Below are 21,115 nucleotides of genomic sequence, written 5' to 3'. Positions count from 1 at the left end.
GCCCCCCACGGGAGATCAAGTCGGGATGGCAAAGCCACACAGACTCGAGAGCGACGAGCCGATCCTGCGCATCCACGGGGCGCCTTCCGAGATCGACGCGGCCGCATGGAACGAGTTGCTCGCGCTGCAAGGCGCGCCCAGCCCGTTCATGCGGCATGAATACCTGCATGCGATGCACGAGAGTGGCAGCGCCACGCCGGCCAGTGGATGGACCGCGGCCTTCGTGACGCTGTGGCAGGGCGAGCGGCTCGCTGGCGCGTGTCCGGTCTACATCAAGTCTCATTCGTACGGCGAATACGTGTTCGACTGGGCCTGGGCCAATGCCTATGAGCAGCATGGACTCGCCTACTACCCGAAGGCGGTCGCGGCGGTGCCGTTCACGCCGGTTCCGGGGGCGCGGTTGCTGGCGCGAGATGCGCAGAGCCGGGCATTGCTGGCGCAGGGGCTGGTGCAATGGTGCAAGCAGGCCGGGTTGTCGTCGCTGCACCTGCTGTTCGGGGCTGAGGAGGACATCGCTGCCTGCGTCGATGCGGGGTTGATGCTTCGGCACACGGTTCAGTTTCATTGGAAGAATATTGCCCCCGAGCTCGGCACTGGCGTGTCCTCGCTGCCCCCCGAGGGGGCGCGTTCCGCCTTGGGGCGGCCCGGCGGCGGAACTGTTGCCCCCACGCTCGGCACTGACGTGTCCTCGCTGCCCCCCGAGGGGGAACGTTCCGCCTTGGGGCGGCCCGGCGGCGGAACTGTCGCCCCCACGCTCGGCACTGGCGTGTCCTCGCTGCCCCCCGAGGGGGCGCTTTCCGCCTTGGGGCGGCCCGGCGGCGGAACGGGCTACGCGGACTTCGAGGCCTTCCTCGCCAGCCTCTCGCACGACAAGCGCAAGAAAATTCGCCAGGAGCGCCGCAAGGTGGCGGACGCGGGGGTTGTGTTTCGCTGGGCGCGCGGTGTGGACATCTCTCCGGACGACTGGGATTTCTTCTATCGCTGCTATGCCCGCACCTATCGCGAGCATGGCAATCCGCCCTACCTGAAGCGGGACTTCTTCCAGCGGATGGCCGACACCATGCCCGAGGCGTGGCTGCTGTTCGTTGCCGAGCGCGGCGGGCATCCGATCGCGACCAGTTTGATCGCGCTGTCGCAGGACGAACCGCGCAGCGATGGCTCCATCGGGCCCGAAGTGGCCTATGGCCGCTACTGGGGTGCGATGGAGCGCGTGGATTGCCTCCATTTCGAGGCTTGCTACTACCAGCCGCTCCAGTGGTGCATAGCGCACGGGGTGCAGCGCTTTGAAGGCGGCGCGCAGGGCGAGCACAAGATGGCCCGCGCGCTGATGCCGGTGAAGACGACCAGCGCCCACTGGCTGGCGCATCCGTCGTTCGCGGACGCGGTCGAGCGCTTCCTGGAACGCGAGGGCGAAGGGATCGCCAATTACATGGAACACCTCGACGAACGCAGCCCGTTCCGATCGAAATGACCAGCCCGGCAACACCAGCGCGGTGACCGGCTCCCCATGAAAAAAGCGCCGGCAACGGCGCTTTTTTGTCAGTGATCCGCGAGGGAACGGATCAGCCCTTGGCCTTGTATGCGGCGATGCCGTCCACGACTTCCTTCCGGGCTTCGTCAAGGCCCTTCCAGCCCAGGATCTTGACCCACTTGCCGGCTTCCAGGTCCTTGTAGTGCTCGAAGAAGTGGGCGATGGTCTTCAGGCGCATCGAGTTCACGTCGTCGATCGACTTCCAGTGGCTGTAGATCGGCAGCACCTTGTCGGTGGGCACGGCCAGAACCTTGCCGTCGACGCCGGCTTCGTCTTCCATCATCAGGATGCCCAGCGGACGGCACGGGCACACCACGCCGGGCATCAGGGCATAGGGTGCGATCACCAGCACGTCGACCGGGTCGCCGTCACCGCTCAAGGTTTGGGGGACATAGCCGTAATTGGCCGGATAGTGCATCGACGTGGTCATGAAGCGGTCCACGAAGAGCGCGCCCGACTCCTTGTCCACTTCGTACTTGACGGGATCGGCGTTCATCGGGATCTCGATGACCACGTTGAATGCGTCGGGGAGGTTCTTGCCTGGGGAAACTTTATCGAATGACATGTCTTTATACGTTGATTGAATGAAACAGCGGGTTACTCGGACAAACCCGAAGTTTAAGACGCGCGTCATGGGCAAGTCATACGGAATGTGACTTTTCACTGTTAAATTGGACTTGTTGGCCAATCGGTCTCCCTTTTTTGCGGGAGGCTTCGAGGAAGCAACGCGGCGGTAGCTCAGACCCGTACGCGTTGCGCGCAGGGTCTGTGCTTTCCGTCTCCACCAGTCGCAACGAACTCCTGGAGAAAGCAAAGCATGATCGGCAACACCCCCCTGATACTTGCCATCGTCTGCGGCCTTGTGGCCGTAGCCTATGGCTTCTGGGCCCGCAGTTGGATCCTCGCGAAAGATGCAGGCAACGCGCGAATGCAGGAAATCGCAGCGGCGATCCAGCAAGGCGCGTCGGCTTACCTCGCGAAGCAATACACAACCATCGCCGTCGTCGGCGTGGTCCTGGCGGTGCTCATCGCCGTCTTCCTCGACCTGACCACTGCGGTGGGTTTCATCATCGGCGCGGTGCTCTCGGGTGCTTGCGGGTTCATCGGCATGAACGTGTCGGTGCGCGCCAATGTGCGCACGGCCCAGGCGGCCACCAAGGGCATCGGGCCGGCACTTGACGTGGCGTTCAGGGGCGGCGCGATCACCGGCATGCTGGTGGTCGGGCTCGGCTTGCTGGGCGTCGCAGGCTTCTTCTGGTTCCTCGGCGGCGCCAGCCAGACCGATGGCAAGGCGCTGTCGCACGTGCTCAACCCGCTGATCGGTTTTGCATTCGGCTCCTCGCTGATCTCGATCTTCGCGCGGCTCGGCGGCGGCATCTTCACCAAGGGCGCCGACGTGGGCGCCGACCTGGTGGGCAAGGTCGAGGCCGGCATTCCGGAAGACGATCCGCGCAACCCCGCGGTAATTGCGGACAACGTGGGCGACAACGTCGGCGACTGCGCCGGCATGGCGGCCGACCTGTTCGAGACCTATGCGGTGACGCTGATCGCGACCATGGTGCTCGGCGCGTTGATGGTGACCGCCGCACCGGTGAATGCGGTGATGTACCCGCTGGCACTGGGTGGCGTGTCGATCATCGCGTCGATCATCGGCTGCTTCTTCGTGAAGGCATCCCCGGGCATGGTCAACGTGATGCCGGCGCTCTACAAGGGCCTGGCGGTGGCCGGCGTGCTGTCGCTGATCGCGTTCTGGTTCGTCACGAGCTGGCTCATTCCGGACAACGCGATTGCCGCGAGCGGGAGCCAGCTGAAATTGTTCGGCGCTTGCTTCGTAGGTCTGGCGCTGACGGCCGCGCTCGTGTGGATCACCGAGTACTACACGGGCACGCAATACAAGCCGGTGCAGCACATCGCGCAAGCCTCCACCACGGGCCACGGCACCAACATCATCGCGGGCCTGGGCGTGTCGATGCGTTCCACCGCCTGGCCGGTGATCTTCGTCTGCATCGCGATCCTGGCTTCGTATTCGCTGGCCGGCTTGTTCGGCATCGCGGTGGCCGCCACGTCGATGCTGAGCATGGCCGGCATCGTCGTTGCGCTGGACGCCTACGGCCCCATCACCGACAACGCCGGCGGCATCGCCGAGATGAGCGATCTGCCCGCCAGCGTGCGCGCCGTGACCGATCCCCTCGACGCGGTGGGCAACACCACCAAGGCAGTGACCAAGGGCTACGCGATCGGTTCGGCGGGCCTCGCATCGCTGGTGCTGTTCGCCGACTACACCCACAAGCTCGAGGGCCTCGGCCAGTCGATCGACTTCAACCTGAGCGACCCGATGGTGATCGTCGGGCTGTTCATCGGCGGGTTGATCCCCTACCTGTTCGGCGCCATGGCGATGGAGGCTGTGGGCCGCGCGGCCGGTGCGGTGGTGGAGGAAGTGCGTCGCCAGTTCCGCGACATCCCCGGCATCATGGAAGGCACCGGCAAGCCCGAGTACGGCAAGGCCGTGAGCATGCTGACCGGCGCGGCGATCAAGGAAATGATGATCCCGTCGCTGCTGCCCGTGGTAGTGCCGATCCTGGTCGGACTCGTGCTCGGACCGAAGGCGCTCGGCGGCCTGCTGATGGGCACCATCGTGACCGGCTTGTTCGTGGCGATCAGCATGTGCACCGGTGGCGGCGCATGGGACAACGCCAAGAAGTACATCGAGGACGGCCATCACGGCGGCAAGGGCAGCGAGGCGCACAAGGCGGCCGTCACCGGCGACACCGTAGGCGATCCGTACAAGGACACCGCCGGCCCGGCCGTCAACCCGCTCATCAAGATCATCAACATCGTGGCGCTGCTGATCGTGCCGCTGGTGGTGCAGTTCCATGGCGTGAAGGCCACCGCCGCACCGATGGCGCCGGTGTCTGCGCCTGCGCCAGCGCCCGGTCCGGCCGCGGCGGCGAGTGGCGAGAGCGCGATGGTGAAGATCGAGAACGGCATCGTGAAGTTCTACTTCGCGACCGGCAGCAACGACATTGCGCCGAACTCCAGGGAGTCGCTGGCCGACGTGGTGAAGGCGGTGCAGGCCGGCAACACTGCGCTGGTGAGTGGCTATCACGACGCCAGCGGCGACCCGGCCAAGAATGCCGAATTGGCCAAGCAACGCGCCGAGGCCGTGGCCGAGGCACTGAAGGCTGCCGGCGCACCGGCCGACAAGATCGAGCTGGCCAAGCCCGAGCAGACGCAAGCCGATGGGCCCGCGGCCGAGGCACGGCGCGTCGAGGTCAAGATCAAGTCCTGAACGACGTGCCGAGCGCGGAAAGACTCGAAGCCTTCATCGCCGCCGTCGAATGCGGCGACCATGTGAAGGCGATCGAGGACTACTACACCGAAAACGCCAGCATGCGCGAGAACCAGGCCGAGCCGCGGCGCGGCCGCCCTGTGCTGGTGGCCAACGAGGCCGCGGTGCTTGCGCGCATGGCTTCGGTGATCTCGAAGTGCGTGCGACCGGTGCTGGTGAACGGCGACCACGTGGTCATTCGCTGGATCTTCGACTTCACCAACAAGGATGGGCGCGGCATGCACATCGAGGAACTCGCATGGCAGCGCTGGGAAGGGGACCGGATTGCCGAGGAAGAGTTCTTCTATGACCCGGCGCAGATGAGAGCGCGCTGAAGACGCTGCGCCATGCGCAGTGTCAGTGTTGCGCCTCCTCCAGGGGTTGGACCCCCAGCGCGCCGCCCATCCCCTGGGAATCGGGAATGCGCGCCAGCACGCGGTCTTCGGCAAACGCAAAGTTCGCGTCGATCGTCCGGTCCAGCAGTTCAAGTTGCTTGTGCAGCTCGGCATGGCGATGCAAAGGCAATGTCTGCATAAGGTTGACCAGCATCGAGCGCAGTCGCCGCACGATCTGGATGCTGCCCGCACCACAGTGCCGTATTTCGGTGCAACTGAGGTGAACGAAATCCTCCCAGTTCGGCGTGCGCAGCACCAATCGCAAGTCACCGGCCTCGTCGCGGACCTCCTCCCCGCGCAGGTCGCGCTGCCCGACCAGGCGCAGCAGATGGTGCAGTTGGTCGATGGCCATCACGGCCGTGGTCGGATCGTTGATGGCGGCCGACAGCGCCTTGATCGCGATATCGACCAGGATCCGGAAAGCAAAGGCCGGATCCTGCTCGAGCGTGCGTTCGGTCCCCAGCACGACGGCCGCCCGCAGCCAGCGCGCGTCGATGGCAGTGGCATTGCCGTACAACTTGAACAGGGGTTCGTCGACGGCCAGGAAGTCGCCGACCAGCGGCACGAACTCGACGACGCCATTGGCACGTCGTGCCGCTGCCACCAAGCCTTTGACATTCAGCGCGAGCACCACGCCCGAGGCATCCGCATGAAGGACTGTCCGGTCGGGCGCGCCGAGCCGCCGGGTGACGGGCGGCCTTGGGCGAACGGTCGGGTCAGGATAGATCGCGTGGACGACTTTCGTGCCGAACTGCCCCACGCGCGCCACGATGCTGATGGGACGCAGCAAGCGGGCCGCGTAGTCGATCAGGAAGAGAAAGGTCATCAGCGAGATGACCCCCAGCAACGCGGCGATGAAGATGTCAAGCTGGTGCACCGACTCGCCGCTGCGTGACAACACCTGCACCGAGAAGACCAGGCTGAAGACGAAGCAACCCACCGTGCCCCGGATCACGTTGTCCCGCAACAGCGTCGTCGCGATGATGCGTGGCGTGTACTGGCCTCCCGCAACCTGGATGGCGACCAGCAGGGAGCCGAAGGTGAACACGAGGAAGGAGAGGTTAAGCGTCAGCACCGTCTCCAGCAGGGATCGCGCGCCGGTGACGGACAAGGCCAGCAACGAGGTCGCGTCGTCCAGCATCCCGGCCTGCAGCAGCCACTCGTCGATCCACTGCACGATGACGCGGAACGCCTGGTTGGCCACCAGCGCGAGGATCGGCACCAGCCACAGCGAGCCGCCGAGATAGCTCTTGACGGCGTACCTCCAGTTCCAGCGAATGCGTCTCAGGCCACGTTGTATTTGCATCTTGCGGCACTCAGGGGGGCGGCAGCAGAAAGCTTCCGGGGTGCCGCCGCAGGCGCGCGCCGATGGCTGCGCGAAGGCGTGCCCGGTCCACCCGGCTGACATTGTGGGCGCGGATGGCCAAGCGGACGGCGCAGTAGAAGCTGACGCCGAGGTTGAGCAGGCCCAGCACCGGAATCGCGGCAACGCTCCACCACAGCAGGGGCGATGCCAGCACGGATGGCCCGATGCTCGCCGCGGCCACCACGATCAGGCCGGTGCTGAGCGTGACGTGCGGCACTTCGAGCGGCAGGCCGAAGAAGTCGGCCACCACCGGCACCAGCCCGAGCATGAAGCCCAGCGAGATGTTCGCGGCGAAGCCCGAGATGTGGGTGCGCATGAAGACCGCCCAGCGCTGCGCCCGCTCCACGCCGAGCGTGGCCCGGATGCGGGGGTTGTAGCGCATGGCCGAATCGATGTGATTCAGCACGAAGGCGTTCTCCGCCCACCCCGCGATGAGGCTGCTGGCAAACAGCACCATGCCGGTGAAGGCGGCCATCCACGGCAAGACCGCGTAGATGTGCAGCGACTCGAGCGTCTCGCGCGCATGCGCCTCGTCGAGCGGCTGCACGCCCAGCACGCGGGTCAACAGGAAGAAGAGCAGCAGCGCCGTCGGCGCCACCAGCAATACGTTGCCCAGCACGGCCGCAACCTGCGAGCGCACCAGGTGCGTGACCTCGTCGACGAATTCCTCGATGGCGCCCTCGGTGTGCAGGTCCTTGAGCTTGGCGGCGATCGCCGGCGCCGTCATCGCCGGCTGCTTGGTGGCCAGCGTGGCGTGCGTGAGCTGGATCACGATGAAGCTCACCGAATAGAGGATACCGACCGCGAAGCCGCTCCAGAACGCCGACAGCGCGATCGCCAGCACGCCGAACTTGAGCAGCACCGTGAAGCCGGTGATGAAACCGCCGCCTGCCGACGACAGGAGCATGCCGCGATATTCCGCGCGGTCGCGCGTGATGTAGTGCTCGCCGACTTCCGCGCTGCGCTCCGCGACCTTGGCTGCCAGCAGCGAGGCATTGTTGGCGATCAGCGCACGGATGCTGTAGCGCTCGCCGCTGGCCAGCACCAGCCGGGCCAGCAACTGTGCGATGGCGCGATGCGGCTGCTCGGACAACAGGCAGTCGAGCAGGTCGCGGATTCGCACCATGCGCGCCCGCAGCTGGCGCAGCCGGAACACCAGCCCGACCGAGATGCCGTTCTCCTCGAGGTGCGCGTAGACCGAAGCGGCCGCCTCGCGGCAGCCATCCAGCCGCTCCCGGAATGCCTTGAACGCGGCCTTCAGGGCCTCCGGATCGCGCGGGCGGCGCAGCGCCTCGTCGCGCAGGCGATCGAGGTCGACCATCAATTCGTGGAAAGGCTGCCCTGCGCGCACAGGATCGCTCATGCGCAGGCGCAACTCCGACGAGAAGCCGGCGGCCACGACCTGGCTGGTGCAGAAGGTCACCGCGTCCATGATGAGCGGTTGCCAGTGCGGCACACCGTCGACGAGATCTGGCGGCGCCAGCCGCGCGATGCGGCGCAACTGGTCTGCATCGAGTTGCTGGAGCCATGTGGCGTCGAAGTCCACCGGCAGCGCCAGTCGCAGCAGGCTGGAGGCATCGATGGTCTCCGGCGTGGCCGGCAGCAGCTTGCGCCGCAGGCGCTCGCCAAATGCGCTCACGAAGGCGCTGCGTGGCGAGAAGCCGTGGTCGGCCAGCATCGCGGTCAATTCGACCGTGCGGACGAACACGGCCCACCATTCCCGCACGCGCGACTCGACCACGGGCCGGGCCTCGATGGCATCCAGGAACTGCGTCACCCTGCCCAAGGCGGCGCATGCCGACTTGCCGTCGCCTCGCACCCACGCCAGCAGCTTGATCAGCCAGATGTGACGCAACGGCATGCTCGCGTGCGGATCGAGCATGTGGAGCAGGAACTCCAGTCGCGGATCGGCAACCGCCGTGCTCAGGATTTCCGGGGCCTGCACGCCACCCGGCCCGTCGTACCCGGCGCGCAGCCCGTCGCGCCACGCACGCGGTTCATCCATCGCCTTATCCCTGCACCGTCAGGCTCTCGCGGCGGGCCTTGGCGACCATTGCCGCGACCGCGCACGAGGCGAGCCGTGTCATCAGGGAGTCGGCCCTGCTGGTCAGGCTCTCGATCCGCGCGCGAGGCCCGACCAGGATCGATGCGATCACCCCAAGGCGCGTCGCCTCCCGCATGCCCTCCAGCGAACTCTGGTCGCAGGGGTGCACGACCGCTGTCGGCATGGGGAGAAGCGACTTGCATGCGTCGATCAGCCGCTGGTATTTCTCATGCTTTGCGGTCATTTCGATGCCTTTGAAGGTCGAGCGTGCCGACACCGCCCATGACTGCCTCGGCGCGCGGGCTGCCCATCGCGCCGTCTGGCGCGCAAACGCCTCATTTCTTGGAAGCAGGCTCGACCGACAGCGCCACCGCCTCGGTGTAGACCGCATGGACCTGGTCGCCCACCTTGATCAGCTTCAGCTGCTCGGGATCGCGGACCTTCAGGTCGATCTCATGCTCCGGGCCGCGCAGCGTGACCATATGAGTCTTGCTGTTGACGGCCGTCACGTCGGCCGTGACCTCGACCTTCTGGCCGATCACACCGGCCGGGCGCTCGCCTTCCGCAGACCGGGCGCCGCTCGGGGTCTCGCTCTTGCTGCGCAGTTCCTTGCCGTCCTTCATCAAGGTCAGGCTCAACGCCTGCGCGTAGCTCACCCGGACGTGGTCGCCGACCTTGACCTGTTCCAGGTTGCGTGCCTCGGGGCCGATCGCCATCGCAATCAGCTTGCCGTGGGAATTCTTGAGCACCACATGACGTGTCGGCAGGTCGATCGCCTCGACCACACCCGAGACCCGGACGACTTCCGTGATGGTGCCCGAGCCGGGCGCCGTCGAGGCGGCCATGGCGTGGGCGGGTTTGTCTTTCGCGATCGCGGGTTGCAGCAGCGTGCCCAGCAGCGCCACTGCTGCAAGCGAAGTCATGATCCTCATGGGATCCTCCTTGGATGGTTGAGACTGGCGACTAGCATGTCCCCAAGCCCGTCGATTCGACTTGACGGAAGTCAATTGCCCTGGAAATTTGGCCGGCGCGTCAGCGTCCCATGCGGCTGTCGTAGCTGCGCGAGACGCGATCGATCAGCGCCGGATCGCGCGGACCAGTGGCATCGAATTGCACGCGCACGCTGCCATCGGCCTGCTGGAGCACGCGCGCGGTCACCGTGCCGCCCCCGATGCCGCCGACGACGGTGCCGCTGGCGCGGTCCTCGACGCTGATGGCCAGGCCCTGGTCGCGCATGGCGCCGCCCGCCGCGCTGAAGGACCGGTCGAAGCTGGCGGGGGCGGACGTCGCAACCGGATAGGGGTAGTACGCGCAGCCAGACACGGCCACCACCGCGGCGCAACTCGCGGCTCGCAGCAGGTGCATGAGGAAGACCGCCCTGCCCCGCTGCGGGCGAGGCAGGCGCGTCTTGTGTCGTGCGTCGGGCGCGTCGAAATGATGTTCGCTGTCCGTATCGAAGTCACTCATGTCTGTCACCTCCGTCAAGTGGTAAGCCGGCGCCGCTGCCTGCGAGGCGGCTGGGCACCTTGCGTCTCCCGTTCGACCTTGCCCCGGATCGGGCGGCCCGCCAGTGTTCCAGCACCCACACCGTCGCCCACGCATACAGCGCCACGACGACGAACAATGCGGCCCGCACGGCCGATGCCTTGAGGACATCCTTGCCGCCGGCACTGTCCTCGATGGCCGGCCCCAGCAGCAGCAGCATCGTCACCAGGGACTGCACCCAGAAGGAAGGCGGCCAGGCGCCGGGCCGCACGCGGAACAGACGCGTCCCGGCCCACAGCGCGGCCGCGGCCATCCAGAGCATCAGCATCCACAGGTTGGGCCGCAGCGAAAGGCCGAACCAGAGACAGCCGGCGATCGCTGCGCCCATGAGCGTGCAGCCCACGAGTTCCAGTCCGGCCGAACGGGTGCTCGTGGCGCCGGCCTGCTGGCCGAGCGCGACCGACTTCATGATGGCCGCGACGTAGAAGGACGGATTGGTCAGTGCCAGCACGAAGACGGGCAGCACGACCACGACCGCGCGCAAGGCGATCCAGCGCGCAGACTCCGCCGAGGGAACCTCCCGTGCAGCCCTTGCCATGCCAGGCACCGGCGGATCGGGAAAGAGCGCGTGCGATATGCCACCGACCAGCACGCCGATGCAGAGGCCCACCGCGAGGGTCACGCCGATCTGCAACGCCAGCGCCTGCGCCGCCACGCCGATCACCGGGATCAGGGTGATCGCCATCACCAGGATCGTCGCCAGCGGGTTGGCATTGCGCACACCCGAATAGAACACCGCGTAGAGCAAGGCCATGGTCAGCAGCACGCCGGCCAGCGCGTAGTTCTCCAGCAGCGGGACCAGCAGCACGCCCGACATCATCAGCACGGCAACGACGAGCGCCAGGACGATGCCCTTGAACAGCGGGATCGGCGCACCCGGCTTGCACAGGATCAGCACGGCCACCACGCAGACGGCATAGGGCGCCTTCAACGCCATGCCGTAGGCCACCAGTACCGCAAGACCCAGGCCGATGGCGAGCCGCAGCACGGCCTTGTCGGCCCGGCCCATGCGGCCCCGCGCAGTGGACTCAGTAGACATAGGACAGCAGGCTCATCATGTGGACGAAGACCCCTCCCAGCCAGTTCATCAGCCCGTGGTCGCCGGTGTAGACCAGCACCTCCGCCTGTCCCCCGACGCGCACGGCGCGCAGCTGATCGCGCTCGGACGGATCGAACTCGATGGCCACCGGAAAGCGCTGGGCCTGGCGCAGCCAGTCGCGGTTGTTCTCGATGGTCGGCAGCGTGCCGGGTTGCGCCGGCTGCCCGCTGGCGACCCCGGTGCCGATGCTGCGCACCCGGCCCTTGAACACCTTGCCCGGCATCACGTCGAGCACGATTGCCACCGCGTTGCCGGGCTCGATGTTGCCCAGGTTGTTTTCGGTCATGTCCGCGCTGATCCAGAGGTCGTGGACGGTGACCAGCGTCATGAACGGTGCGCCGGCCTGCACGAACTGCCCGGCGTCGGTGCGCAGGTCCGTCACCAGGCCGCTGGCGGGTGCGGTCACGGACGTGCGTTGCACGTCCAGTTCGGCCTTCTCGACGGCCGAGCGGGCGCTGGCCAGCTGCGCGTTCTTGTCGCCGCTCTCGCCCGCGGCTTCCTGGGCACGGATCAGGTCCACCCGGGCGGCCTGCTCCTGGCTCTGCGCCTTGACCCGGCTGGCCTGCGCGCTCTGCACGCGGCGGATGGAGATCGCGCCAGGGTCTTCCGCAAAGATCTGCTCCAGCCGCGTGGCGTCCTGCCGGGCATAGACATGGTTGGCCACGGCCGCCCGCAGCCCAGCCTGGGCCGCGTCCACCGAAGCCACCGATGCATTGACCGAGCGCCGCACCGACTCGTAGTCCGCGCGGCTGCGTTGCAGCGCGATGCGGTATTGCGTCGGGTCGATCTCGAAGAGCGCCTGCCCCTGCTGGACGCTGTCGTTGTTCCGCACGTGCACCTTCAGCACCCGCCCCGCCACCTCCGCCGCCACCGGCACCACGAAAGCCTGCACCCGGGCCTGCGAGGTGAAGGGCGTCAGGCGATCCGACGCGAAGTACCAGACCAGGCTGGCAACAATGAGCACCAGCACGACGATCCCGCCGATGCGGGCGCCCTTGCCGTTCTCGGGCGGCGGCGGCTCTGGGGACAGTGGCTCTGCCGGCTTCGCGACTTGTTCTTCGCTCATGGTCTTGTCCCCTCCGGAATGGGCGGCGCATCGGTGCCGGGCGGCGGCAGGGGGGCTGCCAGCAGTCTCTTCCAGTCGCTGCGCCGGCCCATGGTCTCCTGCGACGCATCGTCGAGCACCGGCCGATTGCGCGCTGCCTCCCAGCCACCGCCCAGGGCCTTGTAGATGGCGATCAGGCTCTGCGACTGGCTGCCGCGGCTGGCGACCAGCACGTCCTGCTGGGTGAAGAGCACCCGTTGCGAGTCGAGCACGCGCTGGAAATCGACCAGGCCTTCGTTGTATTGCCGGTCGGCGATTTCCAGCGAACGCTGCGCCGCCTTCACCGCGTCGGCCAGCAGCACGATCTGCTCGCCGGTCCTGGCAAAGGCGACCGACGCGTCATCGACCTCGCGGGCCGCCCGCAGCACGGTGTCCTGGTACTGCTGGTAGAGCTGCTGGAACCGCGCGTCCTGCACCAGCACGGCGTTGGTCAACCGTCCGTGATCGAACACGTTCCAGACCAGGCTGGGCCCGATGGCCCCGCTCAGGATGCGCGAGGACCCCTCGACCGAGGTGGCCGACAGGCCCACCGACCCCAGCAGCGTGATGGACGGATAGAAGTCCGCCTCGCTCACGCCGATCTGCGCCGATTGCGCCGCCAGCTGCATCTCCGCCGCACGCACGTCCGGACGGCGCCGCAGCAGCTCGGCCGGCATGTCGACGATGACGTCCAGGCCGGCCTGCGGAATCCGCTCCTCGCCCTCTTGCATCTCGGGCAACGGACCCGGCGCACGCGCCAGCAGGATGCTCAGGGCATTCTGCGATTGGCGCAGGGCAATCTCCAGCGGAGGCACGGTCGAGAGGGTGCCGAGGTACTGGGCCTTGGCCTGCTGCACGTCCAGCTCGGACTCGTTGCCGCTCCTGAAATGCAGCTCCGTGATCTGCAGGCTGCGCTTCTGCAATGCCGCGTTCTCGCGCGAGATCCGCAGGCGCAGCTCCACGGTGCGGATCGTGCAGTACAGGCCGGCCACCTGCGCGGCCATCAGCACCTGCATGTCGTCGTACTGGGCGATGCTGGCGAGGTAGGCGGCATCCGCCGATTCGATGCTGCGCCTGAACTTGCCCCAGAAGTCGAGCTCCCAGCCCACGGAGAACGCGGCACTGGCAGACAGCGCGCTGTTGTCGCGCCCGTTGGAGCGCTGTTCGCCCACGCCGAGCAGTTCGCCGCTCGCCTGCTGCACCTGCGGATAGCGCGTGCTGTCGGCGATCCCCAGCTGCGCCCGCGCCTCCATGATGCGCATGCCGGCAATGCGCACGCCGGGGTTGACGCGCTGCGCCTCGGCGACGAGCCGGTCGAGCACGGGGTCGTTGAAGTTGCCCCACCACGCCTGCATGGCGCCATTGCCGGGCCGCCGCGCGCGCCCCGGGTCGGCGGCAAGGGTGCCGAGCGAGCCGCCGCTCCAGGCCGACAGCCAGGGCACGACGGGCCGCTCGAAGTCGGGGCCTACCGTGGTGCACCCGCCCAGCATCGCGGCGGCGCCGGCAAGGGCCATCGCCCGCACCCTCGATGGCTTCGAAGGCATCGCGCGCATCAAGTGGCGGGCGGCAGGTCGCTTTCCGTGACGACGTCCGGATGGGTCGCCACCCAGGCCATGAGGATCTGGTAGCCCAGGCTCAGCGCGGTGGCGCCGATGAACATTCCCAGGATGCCGGCGCCCGCCAGGCCGCCCAGTGCGCCCATCAGTACTACCGGCATGGGCGCATCCACGCCGCGGCCCAGCAGCAGCGGCTTCAGCACGTTGTCGAGCATGCCGCCGATCCCCAGCAGCACCGTGTAGATGACTGCCGGCACGGTGCCGTAGTTGCCGCTCATCCAGATGTACGCGATGGCCGGCACCGTGACCAGCAGCGCAGGCACCTGTGCGATGCCGAGCACCAGCACGATCATGGCGAGGACGCCGGCGAAGGGAATGGCGGCCACGATCATCACGATGCCCACGGCCATGGCCTGGATGAAGGCGACGCCGACCACGCCCAGCGACACCGCCCGGATGGTCGCGGTGGACAGCGCCGCGAACTCCACGCCGCGCTCGATGCCGACGATGCGCCCGAGAATTTCCCGCGCGGCTTGGGCGCCCGACTCCCCGAAGGCCATGATGATGCCGGCGATGACGAAGGAAGCCATGAAGAGCAGAACCGTCCCGGCGATGCTGGCAACCATCGCCAGCGCCTTGGCGGCCAGTTCGCCAAGCTGCGGCTGCATCCTCTGGATGACCGAAGGCATGTCCGTGTGCGCCAGCGACCAGGCACCGTGCACCTTCGAGCCGACCACGGGCCACTCGGCCACGCTGGCCGGCGGCTCCGGGATCTCGACCTTGTTCTCGCGCACCCGTTCGACGGTCTCGTGGACCGAATCCCCCATCGAACCCAGCACCACGGCCATGGGCACGACGATCAGCGCGATGCCGACCAGCACCAGCAAGGTTGCGGCCAGGCCCTGCTTGCCGCCGAGCTTGCGGGCCAGCGCCTGGTGGCCCGGATAGGCCGTGACCGCAAGGATCAGCGCCCAGGCCATCATGGTGATGAAGGGCGCGAAGATCCGGAAGCACAGCAGTGTCAGGGCCAGCACCAGTCCGGCCCGGATGAACACGTCCATCAGCTTCCTGGACAGGCGTGTCTCGAGCACGAGGTCAGGCTTCGATGTGATCATGGGATGCCCTCCGGAGGTAGCGAGCTGCGATTGTTCACGCGACACTGCCGCCTCGACTTGACAACGCTCAAGACGGCAGCAATCAGCAACGGGTAGATTGCTTCGCACAAGTGGAGTTGTCACAGGATCAGGGACGCATTCGCGGACCGGGTCCGAACGTTGCCGGAAAACTCGACACGGTATGCAACTGGGTGATTTGCCTGCGGGACCGCGACAGGAGAACGCGCGCTGGACCTTGGTCGCGGTCGCAAGCGTGGTCGTTGCCGTCGTGGGCGCCTGGTTTCTGCAAAGCACCATTCCACGCCACATCGTTCTCGCGTCCGGCCTGCCGGACGGCATGTATCACCAGTACGCGAATCGCTACAAGGAAATCCTGGCGCGCGACGGCGTCACGGTCGAGGAGCGCATGACCGGTGGCGCAGACGAGAACGAGCGCTTGTTGCGGGATCCGAACTCCGGCGTGGACGTGGCGTTCGTGCAGGGCGGCGTGGTGCGCCCCGACGAGCGCGGCTCGTTGGTCATGCTTGCCGCCCTGTACTACGAACCGCTGTGGATCTTCTATCGCGACAGCGTCGTGCACGAGCACTTCGACGAATTTCGCTACAAGCGAATCGCCGTGGGCTCATCGGGCAGCGGCGTGCGCGCGTTCATGGAGCCCCTGCTCGCAGCGAACGGCATCACACGCTTCAACACCGAACTGGTGCCGCTGGTCAATCTGGAGGCACTGCGCGCGTTGCAGGCAGGACAGGTCGACGCCGCGTTCCTGGTCGGGCCGGTCCAGTTCCCGGCGGTCTGGCAGGCCTTGCACGACACGGACCTGAAGCTGATCAGCCTGGCACGCGCGGAGGCCTATCAACGCAGGTTCCCCTACATCACGAAGCTGACCTTGCCGGCGGGAACGATCGAGCTGGAGCAGCACATCCCGCAGGAAGACGTGAAGCTGATCGGTACCAAGGCGATGCTGGTCTCGCGCGAGGGCTTGTCGCCGGCGATCATCAACCTGCTCCTCGAGGCCGCGCGCGAACTGCACAGGAAGCAGGGCTACTTCGAAGCGGACGATGAATTTCCGAGTACCGCGGCGGTGGACCTGCCGGTGTCGGCCGATGCGGATCGTCACCACCGCTTCGGGCCCAGCGTGCTTCACCGCTACCTGCCGTTCACCATCGCGGCCTATCTCGAACGCCTCATCGTGCTCCTGCTGCCCGTGGTGTTCGTGGTCGTTCCCTTGACCAACATCCTGCCGCGCCTGTTCCGCTGGCGCATGCGATCGCGCATCTATCGCTGGTATGGAGAGCTGGCACTGCTCGAACGCGATGTCATGACGCGCGCCACCGCCCTGCCCATCGAGAAATGGCTGAGCGACCTGGTCCGCATCGAGCAGGCCGCCGCGCGGATCCGGGCGCCTTTGAGCTATGCCAGCGAGGCCTACACGCTGCGCGAGCACATCGGGCTGGTTCGCCAGAGCGTGATGGCCAAGGCGCAAGGCGTCGGCGCGGATACGGATGCCGAAGAGGCGGATGCCGCAACGGGGCCTGGACGCAACGGGCGCCAGACGCGCGCTGCGCCCGCCCCGCAAGGCCCATCGGGCCTGAAGACACCCTCCTGAACACGTCCTTGCGGGGAGCACATGGCTACATCCTCTTTCACGATCCATGGCCGTCTGCCGCGTGGGAGAAGTGGACTGTCTCTCACCGTCACGCTGCTCGCAGCCTCCGTTGCGCCTGCGCATGCCCAAACCGAATGGACCGGAAGATTCGGCAGTGACTGGTTCCTCAGCGGGAACTGGAGCGCCGGCTATCCCAGGCAAACGACCGACGGGATCATCAACACGGTGACGCCGAATTCGACTGAGATATCGAGCTTGGGTGCGCAGGCCAGAAATCTCGACATCGGTCCACTCGCAACAGGGAGACTCCTCATCCAGACCGGCGGGACATTGGCCGATTCCTTCGGCGCAATCGGCAATTTGACGGGTGGCGCGGGCACTGTGACGGTGACCGGCGTCGGCTCCAGTTGGTCGAATGCCGGAGGCGTCGTGCTGGGCGGCCAGGGCACGGCCACCCTCTTGATTCAAGACGGCGGCGCGATGCAAAGTGCCAACGCCTCCATCGGATTGGGGTCCGGTTCAGCGGGCATGGTGACGGTGACCGGCGCGGGCTCCAACTGGACGAACGGAATCAGCGGCGGGCTCAATATCGGCAGTTCCGGCACAGGCTCGCTGACGATCGCGAACGGCGGGGTCGTTACCAATATTTCTGCCAACTTCGCTGCCAACGTCGGCGCCAATGCAGGCTCGCGGGGTACGGTGACGGTGACCGGCGCGGGCTCCACCTGGACCAACGTTCCCGGAGTCAACGTTGGCAATCGGGGCACAGGCACGCTCACGATTGCGGATGGCGGCGTCGTCAACGGGCCTGTTGTGATCGCGAGCAATCCCGGCGGGACCGGGACACTCAATATCGGCGCGGGCGCGGGCGAGCCGGCCGCTGCACCCGGCACGTTGACGGCGCGGAGCATCGAATTTGGCGCCGGCACCGGCACGATCAACTTCAATCACACGTCCGCCGCTTACGTTTTCGCACCCGAGATCATCGGCAACGGCACCGTCAACGTGCTCGCCGGCACGACCATCTTCACTTTCAACAGCACCAACTACACCGGGCGGACCACCATCAGTCCCGCCGGTACGCTCCAACTCGGCGATGGCGGGACGAGCGGCTCGATCACCGGCGATGTCACCGACAACGGCACCTTCTCCGTCAACCGCTCGGGCCCCTTCACCTTTGGCGGGGTGATCTCCGGCTCCGGCCCCTTCCACCAGCTCGGCACCGGCACCACTATCCTGACAGGCGCCAACACCTACACCGGGGTCACGACCATCAGCAGCGGCACCCTGCAACTGGGGGTCGGCGGCACGACCGGCAGCATCATGGGCGATGTGGCCAACAACGCATCGCTGGTCTTCAATCGCAGCGACGCATTGACCTTCAGCGGCGCCATCAGCGGGAGCGGCACCGTCACCAAGCTCAACGGCGCCACGCTGACCCTGACGGGCGCCAACTCCTACGGCGGCGGCACGCTTCTCAAGGGCGGCCAGATCACCGTGGGCCACGACACCGCGCTGGGCAGTGGCGCGCTGGCCATGGACGAAGGCACCACACTGGCCTTTGGCCGCGACGGCCTGAAGCTGGCCAATGCCGTGGTGCTCACCGGCACCAGCGACCCCGTCATCGACACCGGCGCTTTCACCGGTACGCTGTCGGGCGTCGTCTCCGGCGGCGGCGCCCTCACCAAGAACGGCAGCGGCACGCTGGTGCTCGCGGGCGTCAATACCTACGCCGGCGCCACCACCGTGGCCGCGGGTACGTTGCGCGCGGCCGCTGCGAACGCGTTGAGCGCCGCGTCCAGCCACGCGGTAGCCCCGGGCGCCACGCTCGACACTGGCGGCTTCAACCAGCAGGTGGCGGCCCTGGCAAATAGCGGCACGGTCAGTCTGGTCAGCGCCAATGCAGGCAGCACGCTCACGGTCACCGGCCCCTATGCCGGGAACGCGGGCATCCTCAAGATAGGCACCGGCCTGCCTGGAAGCGACAGGCTGGTGATCGACGGAGCAACATCCACGGCGAGCGGCACCACCAGTGTCCAGGTCACCACCCTGGGCGGGCTGGGCGCGCTGACCACGGCCGATGGCATTGAAGTCATCAGCGCGCGCAACGGCGCCACCACCACCGCGCAGACCACCAGGAGCGCCTTCAGCCTGGCGGGCGGGCATGTGGACGCGGGTGCCTTTGAGTACCGGCTCCAGCCGGGGAACGCGCAAGGCGGCGGGGAGAACTGGTACCTGCGTTCGACGACAACACTGCCGCCAGTGATCCCGCCTGTAATCCCGCCTGTCGTGCCCCCGGGCGAGGAAACGCCGCCGGGTGAATCCGGCCCGCCTCCGGTCGTGCCTGTACAGCCGCCGACGAGCCCCCCTGTGCAAGTCCCGATCTACCGGGCCGAGGTGCCTCTCCTGGCGGCCTTGCCTGGGCAGCTGCGCCAAGCCGACTTGGCCATGCTCGGCAACATGCATCGACGCCTGGGCGATGAAGTGCCCGGGACCTCGGGCGCCGACCCGACGACACAGACCACATCGAGCCTTGCCGATGCAGGCACGCGCCGGGCCTGGGCGCGCGTCGTGTATGCGGACTTGAGCGTGGCGGAGCCAGGCGTCGCACAGGCCCGGACCGACCTGCGCGTGAGCGGCCTGCAGGCGGGCACCGACCTCCTGGTGACCGACGCCTGGCGGGCGGGCGTCTACGTCGGCTATCTGGACGGCAACGCCGACGTCAGCGGCAATGCGCGCGGCGTCACGGGGCGTGTCGGCAGCAACGACCTGCGCTCGCGCTTCCTGGGCACCTATGCGACGTGGTTGGATGCCAGCGGCTGGTACGTCGACAGCGTGCTGCAGGGCGCCAGCCATCGCTACGACGTGCGACCGGATATCAACCCCAGCGTGTCGGGCAAGGCCAGCGGCTTCATCGCCTCCGTGGAAGCCGGCAAGGCATTCGCGCTGAGCGAGCACTGGAACATCGAACCACAGGCGCAAATCGCCTGGCAGCACAACAGTTACGACGACCTCCTTCTTTCCGGCGCACGCGTGCAGCAGGACTCGGGCAGCGGCTGGATCGCCCGGCTGGGCTTGCGCATCAAGGGCGATCTCCCCAGCGCCGCCGGCCGGCTACAACCCTACGCGCGAGTGAACTTCTACCGCGCGAACTTCAGCGACGATGCCGCCCTCTTCATCGGGCCGGCGGCATCGACCGTGATCTCGAGCGGCGGCAGCTACAGCGCCGGCGAAGTCGCCGCGGGCGCAACCCTGGCGCTGACACCGGCCACAAGCCTTTACGGCGAAATCGGCCATCAGTGGAACATCGGCGGCGAGGCCAGCGTGAAGTCTTCCGTACTGGGCTCGCTCGGCATCAAGGTGCGCTGGTAGGTGCTTACTGTGCCGGGCCATGTCGTGGCCCGTGATTGACACGCGTCAATGCGCGGCACGAGCCGAGCGCGCATGCTGAGGTTCTTCAGGGTGGCTTTCCGTGCCGCAGCCCCAAGGAGAAAGCTTATGAAACTCGCAGGACTCGCATCGGCCGTGCTGGCCTTGTCGTTGGCCGCGCCAACCGTTGTCGCGCAGACGCCCGCGGCAGGCGCGCCCCCGGCGCCAGCCGCCAGCCCCCCCGCCGCCAATCCCGTCGACCCGGCGTCGATCCAGGCGCTCAAGGACATGGGAACCTACTTGCAGACCCTGACTCGCTTCCGGACCTCGACCTCGCTGATGGGCGAGCGCGTGCTGGCCGACGGGCAGAAGCTGCTGCACAGCGCATCGGCGACCGTCGACGTGCAGCGTCCGGACAAGCTGCGCGCCCACATGTGGAGTGCTCGTTCCGAGCGTGAAATCATCTACGGCGGCGGGACGGCCACCCTCTACTACCCGGCGCAGAAGTACTACTCGTCGGTCGAGTTCTCGGGCTCGAACGCCGAGCTGGTGAGCGAACTCGAAAAGCGGTACGGCGTCGAGATCCCGCTGGCCGACCTGTTCCTGTGGGGCACCCCGGCTGCGCCGGTCGACAAAGTCGAGTCGGCGATGAATGCCGGCCAGGATCTCATCGGGAACGACCTCTGCGACCACTACGCCTTTCGCCAGGGGGATTTCGACTGGCAGATATGGATCGCAAGCGGCGCCAGGCCGCTGCCGCGCAAGCTCGTGGTGACCAACCGTGCCGACGATGCCCGACCCCAGTCGATCACCTCCATGGACTGGAATCTGAAGCCTGCCTTCAACGACGCGACCTTCAGGTTCACGCCGCCCAAGGGGGCGACAAAAATCCAGATCGTTCCCACGAAAACCAACTAGAGGAGCATGACCATGAAAGGATCATTCCGCGGATTGCCCGCAGCCACGCTGGCCGCTCTTGTCCTGGTGGGTTTCGCATCCATCCCCGCTGCCGAGGCGGCGGGTGATCGCGGCGGCGGTGGCGCACGGGCTGGAGGCGGGGGTGGTGGCGGCGGCGCA

General features: G+C 67.1%; 15 protein-coding genes and 1 pseudogene. 6 read left to right on the top strand and 10 right to left on the bottom strand.

Going from position 1 to position 21,115, the window contains the following annotated elements:
• Positions 1–25 precede the first annotated feature (25 nt).
• Positions 26–1,471, top strand: coding sequence for a GNAT family N-acetyltransferase (locus HB681_RS33310; protein ID WP_213959169.1), 1,446 nt, complete (start codon positions 26–28; stop codon positions 1,469–1,471).
• A gap of 91 nt (positions 1,472–1,562) precedes the next feature.
• Here the strand turns inward: HB681_RS33310 and ppa are convergent, their stop codons facing one another.
• Entirely contained in the window at positions 1,563–2,096 is a 534-nt protein-coding gene (ppa, locus tag HB681_RS33305; protein ID WP_213959168.1) for an inorganic diphosphatase, read from the bottom strand.
• A 252-nt stretch (positions 2,097–2,348) separates the two neighbouring features.
• Between ppa and HB681_RS33300 the strand changes: the two genes are divergently transcribed.
• Together HB681_RS33300 and HB681_RS33295 are read left to right on the top strand one after the other, a co-directional pair.
• A complete protein-coding gene (locus HB681_RS33300; protein ID WP_213959167.1) occupies positions 2,349–4,820 on the top strand; it encodes a sodium-translocating pyrophosphatase in 2,472 nt (823 codons plus the stop codon).
• A 5-nt stretch (positions 4,821–4,825) separates the two neighbouring features.
• Positions 4,826–5,194 (top strand): nuclear transport factor 2 family protein, encoded by a 369-nt coding sequence (locus HB681_RS33295; protein ID WP_213959166.1) that lies wholly within the window; start codon positions 4,826–4,828, stop codon positions 5,192–5,194.
• Between the two features lie 22 nt (positions 5,195–5,216).
• On the opposite strand, the gene HB681_RS33290 is transcribed toward HB681_RS33295, so the two are convergent.
• From HB681_RS33290 to HB681_RS33250, 9 genes and pseudogenes are all read right to left on the bottom strand, one after another.
• A complete protein-coding gene (locus HB681_RS33290; RefSeq protein ID WP_218628371.1) occupies positions 5,217–6,560 on the bottom strand; it encodes a DUF2254 domain-containing protein in 1,344 nt (447 codons plus the stop codon).
• A gap of 10 nt (positions 6,561–6,570) precedes the next feature.
• Positions 6,571–8,502 (bottom strand): site-specific recombinase, encoded by a 1,932-nt coding sequence (locus tag HB681_RS33285; protein WP_256735200.1) that lies wholly within the window; start codon positions 8,500–8,502, stop codon positions 6,571–6,573.
• Positions 8,503–8,734: 232 nt separating this feature from the next.
• Positions 8,735–8,908, bottom strand: a pseudogene (locus HB681_RS33280) (phosphate acetyltransferase); the annotation flags it as partial.
• Between the two features lie 91 nt (positions 8,909–8,999).
• Positions 9,000–9,596 (bottom strand): hypothetical protein, encoded by a 597-nt coding sequence (locus HB681_RS33275; protein ID WP_213959164.1) that lies wholly within the window; start codon positions 9,594–9,596, stop codon positions 9,000–9,002.
• Positions 9,597–9,696: 100 nt separating this feature from the next.
• Positions 9,697–10,029 (bottom strand): hypothetical protein, encoded by a 333-nt coding sequence (locus HB681_RS33270; protein WP_213959228.1) that lies wholly within the window; start codon positions 10,027–10,029, stop codon positions 9,697–9,699.
• A 94-nt stretch (positions 10,030–10,123) separates the two neighbouring features.
• Positions 10,124–11,248 (bottom strand): DUF2955 domain-containing protein, encoded by a 1,125-nt coding sequence (locus HB681_RS33265; RefSeq protein WP_256735199.1) that lies wholly within the window; start codon positions 11,246–11,248, stop codon positions 10,124–10,126.
• Complete coding sequence (locus HB681_RS33260) at positions 11,238–12,374, bottom strand: HlyD family secretion protein (protein WP_213959163.1); 1,137 nt, start codon at positions 12,372–12,374, stop codon at positions 11,238–11,240. The genes HB681_RS33265 and HB681_RS33260 overlap by 11 nt, the downstream gene beginning before the upstream one ends.
• On the bottom strand, positions 12,371–13,906 hold the full coding sequence (locus tag HB681_RS33255; protein ID WP_256735198.1) for an efflux transporter outer membrane subunit: 1,536 nt from the start codon (positions 13,904–13,906) through the stop codon (positions 12,371–12,373). The genes HB681_RS33260 and HB681_RS33255 overlap by 4 nt, the downstream gene beginning before the upstream one ends.
• A 38-nt stretch (positions 13,907–13,944) precedes the next feature.
• Positions 13,945–15,063 (bottom strand): AI-2E family transporter, encoded by a 1,119-nt coding sequence (locus HB681_RS33250; RefSeq protein WP_213959161.1) that lies wholly within the window; start codon positions 15,061–15,063, stop codon positions 13,945–13,947.
• A gap of 181 nt (positions 15,064–15,244) precedes the next feature.
• Here HB681_RS33250 and HB681_RS33245 point away from each other — a divergent pair, with 181 nt between their 5' ends.
• From HB681_RS33245 to HB681_RS33235, 3 genes are all read left to right on the top strand, one after another.
• Positions 15,245–16,669: a TAXI family TRAP transporter solute-binding subunit gene (locus tag HB681_RS33245; RefSeq protein WP_213959160.1), complete on the top strand. Its 1,425-nt coding sequence runs from the start codon at positions 15,245–15,247 to the stop codon at positions 16,667–16,669.
• 21 nt (positions 16,670–16,690) lie between these two features.
• Entirely contained in the window at positions 16,691–20,041 is a 3,351-nt protein-coding gene (locus HB681_RS33240; protein WP_213959159.1) for an autotransporter outer membrane beta-barrel domain-containing protein, read from the top strand.
• Positions 20,042–20,167: 126 nt separating this feature from the next.
• Entirely contained in the window at positions 20,168–20,956 is a 789-nt protein-coding gene (locus HB681_RS33235) for a DUF2092 domain-containing protein (protein ID WP_213959158.1), read from the top strand.
• The last annotated feature ends 159 nt before the right edge of the window (positions 20,957–21,115 follow it).

The organism is Variovorax sp. dw_954 (genome assembly GCF_018449755.1).
Lineage (GTDB): Bacteria > Pseudomonadota > Gammaproteobacteria > Burkholderiales > Burkholderiaceae_C > Variovorax.
Note: the sequence above shows the minus strand (reverse complement) of the source record. Positions and strands in the feature narration are given on the sequence as shown.